The organism is Streptomyces sp. NPDC090994 (assembly GCF_044768905.1).
Taxonomy (GTDB): Bacteria; Actinomycetota; Actinomycetes; order Streptomycetales; family Streptomycetaceae; genus Streptomyces.
Map to the genome: position 1 here is coordinate 323,489 of NZ_JBIVWS010000003.1, position 15,108 is coordinate 338,596.

The 15,108-nt window shown below is 70.3% G+C and carries 11 protein-coding genes, 1 tRNA gene and 1 pseudogene; 4 read left to right on the plus strand and 9 right to left on the minus strand.

Annotated features, from left to right (window positions below; translation table 11 throughout):
- A partial coding sequence (locus ACIQR3_RS08875; protein WP_403536163.1) for a pyridoxal phosphate-dependent decarboxylase family protein occupies positions 1-1,357 on the plus strand: 1,357 nt, incomplete at its 5' end.
- Complete coding sequence (locus ACIQR3_RS08880; RefSeq protein WP_403536166.1) at positions 1,354-2,760, plus strand: lysine N(6)-hydroxylase/L-ornithine N(5)-oxygenase family protein; 1,407 nt, start codon at positions 1,354-1,356, stop codon at positions 2,758-2,760. The genes ACIQR3_RS08875 and ACIQR3_RS08880, both read left to right, overlap by 4 nt.
- Before the next feature lie 20 nt (positions 2,761-2,780).
- Here ACIQR3_RS08880 and ACIQR3_RS08885 read toward each other — a convergent pair whose 3' ends face one another.
- Positions 2,781-4,589, minus strand: a complete 1,809-nt coding sequence (locus ACIQR3_RS08885) for a bifunctional metallophosphatase/5'-nucleotidase (protein WP_403536169.1) — start codon at positions 4,587-4,589, stop codon at positions 2,781-2,783.
- Positions 4,590-4,964: 375 nt separating this feature from the next.
- Between ACIQR3_RS08885 and pyk the strand changes: the two genes are divergently transcribed.
- Complete coding sequence (gene pyk, locus ACIQR3_RS08890; protein WP_403536172.1) at positions 4,965-6,389, plus strand: pyruvate kinase; 1,425 nt, start codon at positions 4,965-4,967, stop codon at positions 6,387-6,389.
- An 84-nt stretch (positions 6,390-6,473) separates the two neighbouring features.
- Here the strand turns inward: pyk and ACIQR3_RS08895 are convergent.
- Both ACIQR3_RS08895 and ACIQR3_RS08900 read right to left on the minus strand, forming a co-directional pair.
- Positions 6,474-6,761, minus strand: a pseudogene (locus ACIQR3_RS08895) (helix-turn-helix domain-containing protein); the annotation flags it as partial.
- A gap of 29 nt (positions 6,762-6,790) precedes the next feature.
- Positions 6,791-6,865: transfer RNA gene (locus ACIQR3_RS08900), tRNA-Leu, on the minus strand.
- A 100-nt stretch (positions 6,866-6,965) separates the two neighbouring features.
- On the opposite strand from ACIQR3_RS08900, the gene ACIQR3_RS08905 reads away from it, so the two are divergent.
- Complete coding sequence (locus ACIQR3_RS08905) at positions 6,966-7,628, plus strand: ANTAR domain-containing response regulator (RefSeq protein ID WP_403536180.1); 663 nt, start codon at positions 6,966-6,968, stop codon at positions 7,626-7,628.
- A 68-nt stretch (positions 7,629-7,696) separates the two neighbouring features.
- Here ACIQR3_RS08905 and ACIQR3_RS08910 read toward each other — a convergent pair whose 3' ends face one another.
- The 6 genes from ACIQR3_RS08910 to ACIQR3_RS08935 all read right to left on the minus strand — a co-directional run bounded on the left by ACIQR3_RS08910 (position 7,697) and on the right by ACIQR3_RS08935 (position 15,100).
- Positions 7,697-8,413, minus strand: coding sequence for an ABC transporter ATP-binding protein (locus tag ACIQR3_RS08910; protein ID WP_403536183.1), 717 nt, complete (start codon positions 8,411-8,413; stop codon positions 7,697-7,699).
- Positions 8,410-9,282 (minus strand): ABC transporter ATP-binding protein, encoded by an 873-nt coding sequence (locus tag ACIQR3_RS08915; RefSeq protein WP_403536786.1) that lies wholly within the window; start codon positions 9,280-9,282, stop codon positions 8,410-8,412. The genes ACIQR3_RS08910 and ACIQR3_RS08915 overlap by 4 nt, the downstream gene beginning before the upstream one ends.
- A complete protein-coding gene (locus ACIQR3_RS08920; RefSeq protein WP_403536186.1) occupies positions 9,279-11,105 on the minus strand; it encodes a branched-chain amino acid ABC transporter permease in 1,827 nt (608 codons plus the stop codon). The genes ACIQR3_RS08915 and ACIQR3_RS08920 overlap by 4 nt, the downstream gene beginning before the upstream one ends.
- A 5-nt stretch (positions 11,106-11,110) precedes the next feature.
- On the minus strand, positions 11,111-12,043 hold the full coding sequence (locus ACIQR3_RS08925) for a branched-chain amino acid ABC transporter permease (protein ID WP_403536188.1): 933 nt from the start codon (positions 12,041-12,043) through the stop codon (positions 11,111-11,113).
- A gap of 111 nt (positions 12,044-12,154) precedes the next feature.
- Entirely contained in the window at positions 12,155-13,384 is a 1,230-nt protein-coding gene (locus ACIQR3_RS08930) for a branched-chain amino acid ABC transporter substrate-binding protein (RefSeq protein ID WP_403536190.1), read from the minus strand.
- Between the two features lie 1,227 nt (positions 13,385-14,611).
- A complete protein-coding gene (locus ACIQR3_RS08935; protein WP_403536192.1) occupies positions 14,612-15,100 on the minus strand; it encodes a hotdog fold thioesterase in 489 nt (162 codons plus the stop codon).
- Between the last annotated feature and the right edge of the window lie 8 nt (positions 15,101-15,108).

Genomic DNA, 15,108 nt, shown 5'->3' on the forward strand with positions numbered 1-15,108 from the left:
GCCCCTCGCCTCGGGCCCCGACGGCCCCCAAGCCCTCCGCCCCTTGCTCGACACCGTCCTCGACGCCCTCCGCACCGGCACCCGGGCCCGCGGCGGGCCGCTCCCCGCCGGCGGGCCCGACGCCGTCGCCGCCCGCATCCGTGCCGCCCTCGGCGACGTCCTGCCCGAGCACGGCGACCCCGGCGCCCTGCGCACCCTCGTCACCGCCCTCGCCGCCGGCTCCGCCGACCCCGCCGACCCCCTGTGCGCCGCCCACCTGCACGGCCCGCCGCTCGCCGTCAGCGCCGCCGCCGACCTCGCCGCCAGCGTCCTCAACCCCTCCCTCGACTCCTGGGACCAGGCCCCCGCCGCCTCCGCCCTCGAAGCCCTCGTCACCCACGCCCTGGCCAGGGAGGCCGGCCACACCGACGCCCTCGTCACCACCGGCGCCACCGAGTCCAACCACCTCGCCCTGCTCCTCGCCCGCGAAACCCAGGGACCGGCAACCCGCCTCGTCCACGGCGCCAACGCCCACCACTCACTGCCCCGCGCCGCCTGGCTCCTCGGCCTGCCCGACCCCGTCCCCGTACCCACCCCCGCGGGCACCCTCGACCCCGCCGTCCTCGACAACATCCTCGCCCGGCTCCCCGGCCCCGGCAGCCCCGTCGTCGTGGCCGCCACCGCGGGCACCACCGACGCCGGCCTCATCGACCCCCTCCCCGACATCGCCGGCATCTGCGCCCGCCACGGAGCCCGGCTCCACATCGACGCCGCCTACGGAGGCGGCCTCCTCTTCAGCGACCGCCACCGAGCCCAGCTCACCGGCCTCGACCGCGCCCACACCATCGCCCTCGACCTGCACAAACTCGGCTGGCAACCGATCGCCGCCGGCCTCCTCACCGTCCGCGACCCCACCGACCTCACCGCCCTGCGCCAACGCGCCGACTACCTCAACGCCGACGACGACACCGACGCCGGCCTCCCCGACCTCCTCGGCCGCTCCCTGCGCACCACCCGCCGCCCCGACATCCTCAAGATCGCCGTCACCCTCAAGACCCTCGGCCGCACCGGCCTCGGCACCCTCGTCGACCACGTCCACGCCCGCGCCCAGGACCTGGCCCGCCTCGTCGAGGCCCGCCCCGCCCTGGACCTCTACGCCCCACCGCCCCTCAGCACCGTCCTGTTCCGCCCCGCCGGCGCCCCCGACCCCGCCGTCGCCGCCGTCCGCCGCACCCTCCTCACCGAAGGCCGCGCCGTCCTCGGCCGCGCCCGCCCCGACGGACGCCTGTGGCTCAAGGCCACCCTCCTCAACCCCCACACCGGCCCCGGCGACCTCACCGCCCTCCTCGACCTCGTGGAAGGACACACCCCCCGATGAACCCCACCCCCGAGCCCCACGACCTCGTCGGCATCGGCATCGGCCCCTGCAACCTCTCCCTCGCCGCCCTCGCCCACCCCCTGACCGGCCTCGACGCCGTCTTCTACGACCAGCGCCCCGCCTTCCACTGGCACCCGGGCCTCCTCATCGACGAGGCCCGCCTCCAGGTCCCCTTCCTCGCCGACCTCGTCACCCTCGCCGACCCCACCAGCCACTTCAGCTTCCTCAACTACCTCCGCACCCGCGAACGCCTCTACCCCTTCTACTTCTCCGAGCACTTCCACATCCACCGCACCGCCTACGACGCCTACTGCCGCTGGGTCAGCGAGAACCTCCCCTCCCTCCGCTTCGGCCACCAGGTCGACGCCGTCCGCTTCCACCCCCAACACGGCTGCTTCGAAGTCGACTACGCCCACCTCGACGCCGACGGAGAGGCCCACGCCCTCGGCCGCACCCGTACCAAGAACCTCGTCGTCGGCATCGGCACCGAACCCCACGTCCCCGAACCGCTCAAACCCCTCGCCGACGCCCCCGGCGTCCCCGTCCTGCACGCCGCCGACTACCTCGACCACCGCACCGCCCTGCTCACCGCCGGCCACGTCACCGTCGTCGGCACCGGCCAGTCCGGCGCCGAGATCTTCCTCGACCTGCTCCGCAACCGCCCCACCGGCCGCGAACGCCTGCACTGGATCGGCCGCACCGAGGCGATCACCCCCATGGAGTACTCCAAACTCGGCCTCGAACACTTCACCCCCGACTACACCCGCTACTTCCACGCCCTGCCCGAGAACGTCCGCGACCGCCTCGTCCCCGCCCAATGGCACCTCCACAAAGGCGTCGACGCCGGCACCCTCGCCGCCCTCCACGACGAGCTCTACCGCCGCTCCCTCACCGACGGCTGGCCCGACGCCGTCCTCACCCCCGGCGTCCGCGTCCGCACCGCCGGCCGCGTCGCCACCACCCAGATCGAACTCCACCTCGAACACGTCGAACAGAAGACCCGCTCCCGCCTCACCACCGACGCCGTCGTCCTCGCCACCGGCTACCGCGAACGCCCCCTCGACCAACTCCTCGCCGGCCTCGACCCCTACCTGCGCCGCGACAACGCCAACCGCCCCCGCGTCGACGAACGCTTCCGCCTCCTCCTCGACCCCACCGTCACCACCGCCGGCTGCCACGCCTACGTACAGAACGCCGAGACCCACACCCACGGCGTCGGCGCCCCCGACCTCGGACTCGCCGCCTGGCGCAGCGCCACCATCCTCAACACCCTCACCGGCACCGACCCCTACCCCCTCCCGCGCCGCACCGCCTTCACCACCTTCGGCCTGGAACAGCGACGGCCCCAGATCCCCTCCGCACGCGAGGCGAGAACACTCACCCCGCTCGCGGACGGAATCTGAGGCCACCCACCGGAAACGGATCAGAACACCGGCGTACCGTCCCGCGTCAGCCGCCAGTCCACCGACGCGAAGTCCGCCGGGTCCAGCACACCCTTCGCCGTCACCCACTCGGCGATCCGCGTACGGATCTCCGTCGACTCCGACCACACCTCCTGCGCCGACGCCACATGCGGGAACGCCCCACCGCCATTGGCCCGGTAGTTGTTCACCGCCAGCACGAACCGCTGCGCGTCGTCCAGCGCCGCACCCCCGTACGTCAGGTTCTTGATCCGCGAACCCGCCGGCTGCGCGATGTCGATCTCGTACGCCAGCCCCGACACGTAGTCGTAGTTGTAGTCCGGACGGCCGCCCGCGTTCGTCAGCTTCTCCACGTCCACCGCCGCACCCGCCGCGGTCTGCACGTAGTACTCCGCCGAGTACTCCAGGTACGCCCGCACCTGAGCACCCGTCATCACCTTCGCCACCAGCGTGTTGTCGTACACGTACAGACTCGACAGATCCCGGATCGTCACCTCGCCCGCCGGGATCTCCGACGTCCGCGAGAACGGCGACGCCTGCGCCAGCACCGGCAGCGACGCGTACTCCGTCCCCGCCAGCGCCGTCTTGACCACGTCCTCCTGCACCTTGGTGATCAGATCGATGATCGGCGCGTCCTTGTACCGCGCCTCCACCGTCGTCAACGTCTCCGTCGCCGTCCCCACCACCTGGTTGACGTACGCCACCACCAGCGCGTGCTCGTCCTTCAGCAACCGCGTGATCTTCGGATCGTCCGCCACCGTGCGGGAATCCCGCAGCGACGCCTTGACGGACTCCACCCGCCAACGGCCCTTCTCGTGCACCAGCTCGAAGTCGAACAGCGTCAGCCGCTCCGCGTAGCACAGCGGCTCCGACAGCACGACCTCCTCGCCGGTCTCCTCGTTGACGACCCGCTGCTCCACGATCTCCGTGTGCGCGTGCCCGACCAGGATCGCGTCGATCCCCGGCACCTGCCGGGCGACGTTCGCCGCCGCGTTCTCCACGTACGGCAACTGGTCACCGTACGACGACGTCCCCGAAGCCCCCGAGTGCGCCGAGACCACCACCACGTCCGCGCCCATCGACCGCAGCTTGGGCACCCACTTCGCCGCCTGCTCCTCCAGGCCCGGGAACGCCAGCTTCCCCTGCACGTACGCCTTGTCCCAGATCGCGATCCCCGGGTTGGTCAGCCCCAGCACCGCCACCTTGACCGGCGGCGCGCCCTTCACCCGGAACGTCTTCATGAAATACGGGGGAAAAGCGGGCTTCAGCGTCTTCGCGTCCACCGCGTTCGCACCCAGCAGCGGGAAATCGCACTGCTCCTCGAACTTGCGGAGCGTCTCGATACCGTAGTTGAACTCGTGATTGCCCAGCGCCACCGCGTCATAACCGATCGCGTTCATCGCCTGAGCCATCGGATGCACCGGCCCGCCCTCGGCGGTGATCGGGTCCACCTTCGCGTAGTAATACGTCAGCGGAGTCCCCTGAATCGTGTCACCCGCGTCCAGCAGCAGCGTATTGCCGCGGCCCTTCTCCTCGCGCACCTGGTCGATCAGCGTCGAGACCCGCGCCAGACCCTGCGCGTTGCCCGCCGAGTCCGTGTACTCCGCGTCCTTGAAGTAGTCCCAGTTGAAGACGTGCCCGTGCAGGTCGGTCGTCCCCATCACCGTCAGCGAGTACCGCTTGCCCTTCGGCTTGCGCCCGTGGCCGGCGGGCGCCGCCTCGGCCGCCGGAGCCGCCGCCGCACCGGCCAGCGCCACCCCCGCCCCCGTGACGGCGGACCTCTTCAGAAACTTCCGGCGGTTCAACGGCATGCTGATCTCCTGGATGACGGGGCGCACGGCCCACGTGGACAACGCGCGTAGATTGTGGCCGCTCAACGCGACCGGCAACACCCCTCGCAGGTTTCGATCCGGTGACTCACCGGGGGCCGCCCGGTCCGAAGCGGCGGCAGAGCGGGACCTACGGCCCCGACCGGCGTCCCCGCGGGTGCCCGCGACCGCAGCGCCGCCGACCATATGAGCGACCGTCGAAAAAGCGCCCGAAAGGGCTGGGAAAAACCCCGCCGAATGCTCATCGGAGCACCCCGCCGCACAATTCACCACTTGTCAAAAGGGCTTCACTCAAAGGTCGTTGAGCAGTCATGCACCGCCAATTCTCTACCCGCCGGTAAGTCATAGGCTCGCCCCATGCGCCGAGCGAAAATCGTCTGCACCCTGGGACCCGCCACCGACTCCTACGACCAGATCGAGGCACTGGTCGAGGCCGGCATGGACATCGCCCGCTTCAACCTCAGCCACGGCGGCCACGCCGAACACGAGGAGCGGTACCGACGGGTCCGCAAGGCATCCGACGTGACCGGCCGCAGCGTCGGACTCCTCGCCGACCTCCAGGGCCCGAAGATCCGCCTCGGCACCTTCACCGAAGGCCCCGTACTCCTCGAACGCGACGACACCTTCACCATCACCGTCGAGGACGGCGCCGAAGGCGACCGCACCGGCTGCGGCACCACCTACGCCGGCCTCGCCGACGACGTCACCCCCGGCGAACGCGTCCTCGTCGACGACGGCAAGGTCTGCCTCGAAGTCACCGCCGTCGACGGCCCCCGCGTCCGCACCCGCGTCGTCGAGGGCGGCATGGTCTCCGACCACAAGGGCCTCAACCTCCCCGGCGTCGCCGTCTCCGTCCCCGCCCTCTCCAAGAAGGACGAGGACGACCTGCGCTGGGCGCTGCGCACCGGCTTCGACGTCATCGCCCTCTCCTTCGTCCGCAGCGGACGCGACATCCACGACGTCCACCGCATCATGGACGAGGAGGGCCGCCGCCTCCCCGTCATCGCCAAGGTCGAGAAACCCCAGGCCGTCGAGAACCTCGACGGCATCGTCGCCGCCTTCGACGGCATCATGGTCGCCCGCGGCGACCTCGGCGTCGAAATGCCGCTGGAACAGGTCCCGATCGTCCAGAAACGCGCCGTCAAACTCGCCAAGCGCAACGCCAAACCGGTCATCGTCGCCACGCAGATGCTCGACTCGATGATCGACAACGCCCGGCCCACCCGCGCCGAGGCCTCCGACGTCGCCAACGCGGTCCTCGACGGCACGGACGCGGTGATGCTCTCCGGGGAGACCAGCGTCGGCAAGCACGCGATCGACACGGTCCGCACGATGGCCCGCATCGTCGAGGCGGCGGAGGAAGGCCTCCTCGCCGGGGGTCTCCCCCCGCTCACCGGCCACACCAAGCCCCGCACCCAGGGCGGCGCGGTCGCCCGCGCGGCAGCCGAGATCGGCGACTTCCTCGGCGCCCGCTTCCTGGTCGCCTTCACCCAGTCCGGCGACACGGCCCGCCGCCTGTCCCGCTACCGCTCACCCATTCCGCTGCTGGCCTTCACCCCCGAACCCGCGACGCGCTCCCAGCTGAACCTGACCTGGGGCGTGGAGACCTTCCTCGGCCCCCACGTCGACTCCACGGACGCGATGGCCGCCCAGGTGGACGAACTCCTCCTCCAGTACGGCCGCTGCCAGAAGGGCGACGTGGTGATCATCACGGCGGGCTCGCCGCCGGGGGTGTCGGGTACGACGAACATGGTGCGGGTGCACCACATCGGCGAGGACTAGTCAGTACTTCGGACCCACGTGAGCGTCCATCAGAGCAGTTGGTGATGCGGCAGCCGTCGGAGTGGATCAGCCCGCGGACGAGTCGATCCGCAGGTGGAAGCCGCTGCTGCGGGGGTGCGAGCTGATGCAGCCGTCTCCCAGGTACAGCCCCAGCAGACAGGCGTACGACCGCTCGCACGCGGGCGGTCCGGGGTCCGGCGGAGCCAGGCGGGGAAGTGGCTCCAAGCGGTCGAGCCAGGCGCGGATCGCCGCCCGGGAGATGCCCATCTCCCTGCTCACCGAATGCAGGCTGCGGCCCTGCGCCACGAGCGCGAGCGCTCGCTTGCGTGTGCAAGAAAGCGGATGTTCACGAGAACGTGGACATCCGCTTATCGGTGGCGACCTTCGAATCGAAGGAAAAGTGCCCCGGGTCGGACTCGAACCGACACTGTATGGGTTTTGAATCCATTGCCTGCTGCCAATTGGGCTACCGGGGCTCGTAGGATCGAAGGTTTCCGCCGACCCTGAGCGCGTCCACCTTACCGCAGCTAGGTAGGCTCTTGTCAGCAGTGCCCCTGCCCCGAACGAGGAGCCCACGTGACCGCCCCCGAGTCGCCCCAGCCCGCCGACGTGACCGATGACGACAAGTCGCACGTGCCTCCGCTGACGACCCGTGTCGTCATCGCCGAGGACGAGGCGCTCATCCGGCTGGATCTCAAAGAGATGCTGGAGGAGGAGGGGTACTCCGTCGTCGGTGAGGCCGGTGACGGGGAGCAGGCCGTCGAGCTGGCCCGTGAGCACCGCCCCGACCTGGTGATCCTGGACGTGAAGATGCCCAAGCTGGACGGCATCTCCGCGGCCGAGAAGATCGCCGGCGAGAGCATCGCCCCGGTGCTGATGCTGACCGCGTTCTCGCAGCGCGACCTGGTGGAGCGGGCGCGGGACGCGGGTGCGATGGCGTACCTGGTGAAGCCGTTCTCCAAGAGCGACGTCGTGCCGGCGATCGAGATGGCCGTCTCGCGGTTCACGGAGCTGAAGGAGCTGGAGAAGGAGGTCGCGGACCTCTCCCAGCGGCTGGAGACGCGCAAGCTGGTGGACCGCGCGAAGTCGGTGCTGCAGACGGAGTACGGGCTGACCGAGCCGGCCGCGTTCCGGTGGATCCAGAAGACGTCGATGGACCGGCGGATGTCGATGCAGCAGGTGGCCCAGGCGGTCATCGACGACGCCGCGGAGAAGAAGGCGCCCAAGGACAAGGGCTGAGCTTTCGAGCGCGTACGGCTGAGGCCCGCGTCCCGGACGGGGACGCGGGCCTCTGTCATGCCGCGGGGTCAGTCCTCGCCAAGGTACGCCTTGCGGACCGACTCGTCGTGCAGGAGGTCCTGCCCGGTGCCGGACAGGACGATGCTGCCGACCTCCATGACGTGCCCCTGGTCCGCGAGGGAGAGCGCGGCCTGGGCGTTCTGCTCGACGAGCAGGATGGTCGTGCCCTGGGACTTCAGCTCGGCGATGGTCGCCATGATCTTCTGCATCATGATCGGGGAGAGGCCCATGGAGGGCTCGTCGAGCATGAGGAGTTTCGGCTGGGACATCAGGGCCCGGCCCATGGCGAGCATCTGCTGCTCGCCGCCGGAGAGGGTGCCGGCGGCCTGCTTGCGGCGTTCGCCCAGGATGGGGAAGAGGTCGTAGGCGCGCTGGATGTCCTTCTCGATGCCCGCCTTGTCGCTCCGCAGGAACGCGCCGAGGCGCAGGTTGTCCTCGATGGTCATGCGGGGGAAGATGTGCCGGCCCTCGGGGGAGTGGGCGAGTCCGAGGGAGACGATCTGGTGGGCGGGGACCTTCTTCAGCGACCGGCCGTCGAACCTGATCTGGCCGCCGACCGGCTTGAGGAGGCCGGAGAGCGTCCGCAGCGTCGTGGTCTTGCCGGCGCCGTTGGTGCCGATGAGGGTGACGACCTCGCCGGCGTCGACGGTGAAGGAGATGCCCTTGACGGCTTCGATCTTGCCGTAGGCGACGCGGAGGTCCTCGACCTCCAGGAGTGCGGTCATCGGTCGTTCTCCTTGGGGGCGTGGGCCTCGGCGGCCTCCACCTCGGCCGCTTCGGCCGCGCCGGGGTCGTTCTCCAGGGGTTCGCCGAGGTAGGCGGCGATGACGCGTTCGTCGCCCTGGACGGTGGCGCTGTCGCCCTCGACGAGTTTCTCGCCCTGGACGAGGACGGCGACGCGGTCGCAGAGGTTGAAGATGAACCGCATGTCGTGCTCGATGACGAGGACGGCGATGCCCTGGTCGCGGATGGCGAAGACGAGTTCCTCGGTGGCGCGGGTCTCCTGGGGGTTCATGCCGGCGGTCGGCTCGTCCAGGAGCAGCAGGCCCGGTTCGCTGGCCAGCGCGCGGGCGATCTCCAGCTTGCGCTGTTCGCCGTAGGGGAGGTTGCGGGCGAGGTGGTCGGCCTTGGCGGCGAGGCCGACGAACTCCAGGAGTTCGGTGGCGCGGGCCCGGGAGGCGGCCTCCGCCTTGTGGAAGCCGGGGCCGCGCAGGACGGCGGACCAGAAGCCTTCCTTGGTGCGGGTGTGGCGGCCGACGAGGACGTTCTCCAGGACGGTCATGTTGGCGAAGAGACGGATGTTCTGGAAGGTGCGGGCGATGCCGACGGCGGTGACCTTGAAGGATTTCGGCGGCAGGACCTGGTCCTTGTAGCGGACTTCGCCCTCGGTGGGGACGTAGAGGCCGGTGAGGCAGTTGAAGAAGGTGGTCTTGCCGGCGCCGTTGGGGCCGATGAGGCCGACGATCTCGCCGCTGCGGACGGTGAGGTCGACGCCGCGTACGGCGGTGAGTCCGCCGAAGCGCATGGTGACGCCGCGGGCGTCGAGGACGGTCCGGCCGGCTGTGGTGTCCGTGGTGGTGGTCATGGTGGTCAGGCCCCTGTCTTGCCGAGGGCCGCGGGCGCTTCGGCCTCTTCGTGGAATTCGAGCTGCCGGCGGCGGTTGGGGATGAGTCCCTCGGGGCGGAAGCGCATCAGCAGGACGAGCGCGAGTCCGAAGGCGAAGAGCTGGTAGTCGCCGAGGAACTGGAGCTTGTTCGGGATGAGGAAGAGCAGTGCGGCGCCGAGCAGGGGGCCGCCGATGGTGCCCATGCCGCCGAGGACGACGGCGGCGAGCAGGAAGGCGGAGTTGGGCGGTGTGGTGCCGGCGAAGAGGTACTGCTCGGGGGTGACGGTGTAGGTGACGTGGGCCTGGACGGTGCCGGCGAGGCCGGCGAGGGAGGCGCCGACGGCGAAGGCGATGAGTTTGACGCGGAAGCCGTTGATGCCCATGGCGAGGGCGGCGGTCTCGTCCTCGCGGATGGCGACCCAGGCGCGGCCGATGCGGGAGTCGCCGCTGCGCCGGAAGACGAGGACGACGACGGCCGTGATGAGCAGCATCAGGAAGAAGTAGTTGGCGAAGCGGCCGATGGTGAAGCCGGCGATGTCGTGCTGGGCGCCGAGGTCCCAGCCGAGGATCTTGAGGTCGGGGATGCCGGCGATGCCGTTGGCGCCGTTGGTGACGTCGGGTCCTGAGGTGCCGTCGAGGTTGTTGGCGGTGATGCGGAAGATCTCGCCGAAGCCGAGGGTGACGATGGCGAGGTAGTCGCCGCGCAGCCGCAGGGTGGGGGCGCCGATGAGGACGCCGAAGACGAGGGAGGCGGCGGCGCCGACGAGGACGGCGGCCCAGAAGGGGAAGTGGACGTCGATGGGGCTGGTGGGGGAGCCGGAGACGAGGGAGGCGGCGTAGGCGCCTACGCCGAGGAAGGCGACGTAGCCGAGGTCGAGGAGTCCGGCGAGGCCGACGACGATGTTCAGGCCGAGGGCGACGGTGGCGAAGATGAGGATGTAGACGCCGATGGTGGCGTACTGGTCGTCGGTCTGGGTGAAGGGGAAGAGGGCGGCGGCGATGAAGGCGCCGAAGACGGTGATGTTCTGGTGCCGGGCGGTGATCTGGGAGATCTGGGCGATCAGGCCGGTGCGGTGCAGGGCGCTGAAGCCGAAGCCGGCGGTGATGAGGAAGCCGACGAAGAGTTCGTCGTACTCGGTGCCGATGCCGTAGGTGAAGACGGTGAGGGCGACGGCGAGGACGGCGACGATGATGAGGATCTCGACGGAGGAGGGCAGGGCCGGCGCGGGGCGGGGGGTGCCGCCGGCGAAGGCGGCCTTGACGGTCCCCCAGTTCTGCGCGGCGCGGTGCCGGAACTGCTCCCAGCCGGTGTCGTCGGGGTCGGAGGGGTCGGGCGCGGGGCGTTCGAAGGGGAGGGCGAGGGCGCCGAGGAAGGCGACGAGGGTGACGGCGGCGGCGAGGTAGCCGCCGGGTTCGAGGTTGACGACGCCGCCGAGCTGGGCGCTGATGGCGATGACGGTGTACCAGGTGGTGGCGAACGCGGCGAGGGCGGCGAACTTGATCGCCGCGTCGGCGCCGGCGGGGGTGAGCCATCGCAGGCCCTTGACGCCGTAGGAGGCGGTGCCGAGGAGGGCGGTGAGGGCGCCGGCGATGAGGGTGAGGACCTGGAGGCCGCCGGGGTAGCCGTAGACGGTGAGGTCGCCGGGGAAGGCGTCGGTCCAGGTCCAGGCCAGGAAGGTGGAGGCGACGGTGAGGAGGCCGCCGCCGGTGGCGAGGGCGCGTCCGAGGTGCGGGGGGATGCCGATGAGGCCGGTGGGGGCGCCCGGGGCGGGGGTGTCCGGGGTCTTCGGGGTGGTGGTCTGTGTGGTCATCGGTGTCACGCCCTGTCCGCAACGCGTTCGCCGAGCAGGCCCTGTGGCCTGAGCAGCAGCACGAGGATGAGGAGGATGAAGGCCCAGACGTCGGCCCAGGACTGGCTGCCGAACTGTTCCAGGCCGGGGATGTCGGCGATGTAGGCGGCGGCCAGGGTCTCGGCGACGCCGAGGACGACGCCGCCGATCATGGCGCCGTAGATGTTGCCGATGCCGCCGAGGACGGCTGCGGTGAAGGCCTTGAGGCCGAGGATGAAGCCCATCCGGAAGTCGATCTGACCGTACTTGAGGCCGTTGGCGACGGCTCCGACGGCGGCGAAGAGGGCGCCGAGGGCGAAGGCGATGACGATGATGCGGTCGGTGTTGACGCCCATCAGCTTGGCGGTGTCCGGGTCCTGGGCGGTGGCCTGCATGCCGCGTCCGGTGCGGGTGCGCATCACGAAGTAGGCGAGCAGGGCCATGCTGACGGGGGCGGCGATGAGCAGGAAGATGTCGCCGGTCTGGATGGTGACGTCGCCGATGTGGAAGGGGCCGCCGTCGATCTGCGGGAAGGTGCGGGCGGACTTGGCGTCGGGGTACCAGGCCCAGACCGCCTGCTGGAGGGCGAGGGAGAGGCCGATGGCGGTGATGAGGGGGGCGAGGCGGGGGGCTCCGCGCAGCGGGCGGTAGGCGAAGCGTTCCGCCCCGACGGCGACGGTGACGGCGACGATCATGGCGCCGATCAGCATCAGCGGCAGGGCGATCCACAGGGAGGTGCCGTCGGGCAGGATGTACACGTAGACCGTGAGGGCGCCGAAGGCGCCGGTCATGAAGATCTCGCCGTGGGCGAAGTTGATGAGCTGGACGATGCCGTAGACCATGGTGTAGCCGATGGCGACCAGCCCGTACATGGATCCCAGTAGCAGGCCGTTGACCAGCTGCTGCGGCAGTTCGTTCACCGCATGTCCTCCGAGACGTTCGGATGTTTCGACGGATGTTGGCCGGATGCGTGAGCGCGCGGGGCGCCTGTTGGACAGCGCCCCGCGCGGCTCGTGGCAGGTGCGGGTGGGTCAGCCGGTGTAGGTACCGGACTTGACGTCGTCGAAGGCTCCGTTCTCGACGGAGTAGACGGTGAGCTGCTTGTTGGTGGCGTCACCGAACTCGTCGAAGGAGACCTTGCCGGTCACCCCGTCGAAGGAGACGTTCTGCATGGCCTCGGTGACCTTGGCGCGGGCGTCGTCGGGGAGTTTGCCGTCGTTGTCCTCGACGACCTTCTTGACGGCCTCGATGATGGCCCAGCCGGAGTCGTAGGAGTAGCCGCCGTAGGCCGCGTAGTCCTCCTTGTAGCCCTCCGCCTTGTAGTCGGCGACGAACTTCTTGGCGGAATCGAGGGTTTCCACGGGGGCGCCCACGGAGGTGGCGAGGTCGCCTTCGCTGCCGGCGCCGGCGAGCTTGATGAAGGTGTCGTCCTTGATGCCGTCGCCGCCGACCAGCGGAATCTTGGCGCCGGCTTCCTTGATCTGCTTGCTGAGCGGGCCGGCCTGCGGGTATTCGCCGCCGTAGTAGACGACGTCGGCGCCGGAGTTCTTGACCTTGGTGGCGACCGAGGAGAAGTCCTTGGTGTCCGGGTTGATGTGTTCCGTGCCGACGACCTCGCCGCCGAGCTTCTTGAACTCTTCGGTGAAGGTGGCGGCGAGACCGGCGCCGTAGGTCTTCTTGTCGTCGATGACGAAGACCTTCTTCTTCTTGGCGTCGTTGTAGACGTACTGCGCGGCGAACGGGCCCTGGATGGCGTCGGTGGTCGCGGTGCGGAAGTACGACTTGTACGGGCGGACCTTCTTGGTGCGCCAGTCCGGGCCCTGGGTGAGGGAGGGGCCGGTGTTGGCCGGGGAGACCTCGACCAGGTTGGCGGTGTCGAAGACCTTCTGCATCGACTCGCCGACGGAGGAGTTCAGGGGCCCGACGACGCCGAGGACGTCCTTGTTGGCGACGAACTTGGAGGCGTTCTGCTGGCCGACGGAGGGCTGGCCCTGGTCGTCGGTGGCCTCTATCTCGAAGGTGACGCCTTCGACGTACTTCTCCTTGTTGGCCGTCTTGACGGCGAGGTCCACGGAGTTCTTGATGCCCAGGCCCAGCGCGGACAGGTCGCCGGTCAGCGGGGCGTCGACGCCGATGACGACGGTGGTGCCGTCGCCGCCGGAGTCCGAGCCGCCGTCGTCGTCACGCGAGCCGCAGGCGGTGAGGGTGAGCGCTCCCGCCGCCAGAGCGGCGGTGATGGCGATGAGCGAACGTTGACGCACGGTCAGTCCTTTCCCTGGCACGGCCGCGTCCCCGTGGAGACGGCCGAGTCGAGCGCTGGGCCGAAATGACTTTCGGATGGCGCGGTGACTGGCCGTGACTCTAAGCGTGTGTGGGGAACGTGGAGGAGAGTCTGACGGAGGCTGTGACTCTCTTGTTATGACACCGCGTAATGCAGAGCGGTATTGGCTGGGAAGAACGGTGGAATTCCGGCCGATTCGCCCGGTCCGCATGGTGAGAACCCGCAGGAGCGGCGAGGCGTGAACAGGCGTCTGGGGCGTTTTGCTGATTACGGGGAAACGTTGCCGCAGGCGTCCTGAAGGGCCTCGGAGAGGTTGTCGGGCATAGCGCGGTCCCAGGATGAAACTGTGGGTCTCTATTGCGCGCGCATTACACAGTGTTACATCCAGGAAAGGGAATCCGGCATTCCGCGGGACTTTCACGCATTCCGTCACGCGGAAGGTGACGGTGATCTTGCGGGTGGAATGCGACTTTATGCGGAAAGGCGCGCGGGGGGACGACGCCACCGAAAGGCCGGCGTCGGGCTGCGTCACCCGCGTCACGGTGACGGGCGGTCCGGACCGTACGGTCAGGGCCACTGTGAAGCCGAAGGCGCTGGTCGGGGCGGTGCCGGTGGGCGTGACCGGGGCCAGGTAGGCGAGGCGGACCACCTGGGAGGGACAGGACGGCGGGGCAGCGGGCCGCGGCTGCGGCCGGCTCGCGTACAGGTAGCCGCCGGCCGCCGGCGCGCAGAGGGCCGCGACGGTGACGAGGGCCGTACGGCGGTGGTGGCGGCCGCGGGCGCGGTAGCGGCTGGTGAGGGCCCGGAGGGGCCCGGGAACCTCCTCGGCATGCCGGGCCTCGGTGCCTTCGCCGGGCTCGACGGGGCCGGTGCCGCTCACCGCGCCCACGGAGCCTCAGGCACGGCAGCCGCGGCTGCCGACGTGACGGTCACGGTCGTCGACATGGCTGCAACGGCTGCTGGTGCGGCCGTCGAGGCTGTCCGTGCGGCCGTCGGCACCGGCATCCGTACGGACGCCGGCGGTGCCGTCGTCGCGGGTGGTGACGCGGGCGGTGCCGCGGGTCGTGGCGCGGGCAGTGCCGCGGGTGGTGGCGCCGGGCCGCGTGGGCGTCGGCCCCCGCCCGCCGCCTCCGGCCAGGGGGTTGCTCCTCCCCGTCCCATGCCCCGACGCCAGGACGCCGGGGAACCGGGGGCAAGGGCCGTGGCGTCAGCCCGGCGCGCCCGCCTTGGCGGCGTCCCCCGGGTTCACGTCGCGCAACAGACAGGTCAGCCGGGCGCTGCACACCCGCCGGCCCTCCTCGTCACTGATCACGATCTCGTACGTCGCCGTCGACCGGCCCCGGTGCAGCGGCGTGGCCACGCCGGTGACCAGGCCGGAGCGGGCGCCGCGGTGGTGGGTGCAGTTCAGGTCGACGCCGACGGCGATCTTCGAGCTGCCGCCGTGCAGCATCGAGCCGACCGAGCCGAGCGTCTCGGCCAGCACGGCGGAGGCGCCGCCGTGCAGCAGCCCGTACGGCTGGGTGTTGCCCTCCACCGGCATGGTGCCGACGACCTTCTCCGCCGACGCCTCCAGGATCTGGACGCCCATCCGGGTCCCGAGGTGCCCCGCGGAGAACAGGGCGGGCAGGTCGACGCCGAGCGCGGCGTACTCGTCGATGACCTCCTGCGGGAACTTCACGTGCTGCTGCTCGCCCATGGGCCCGG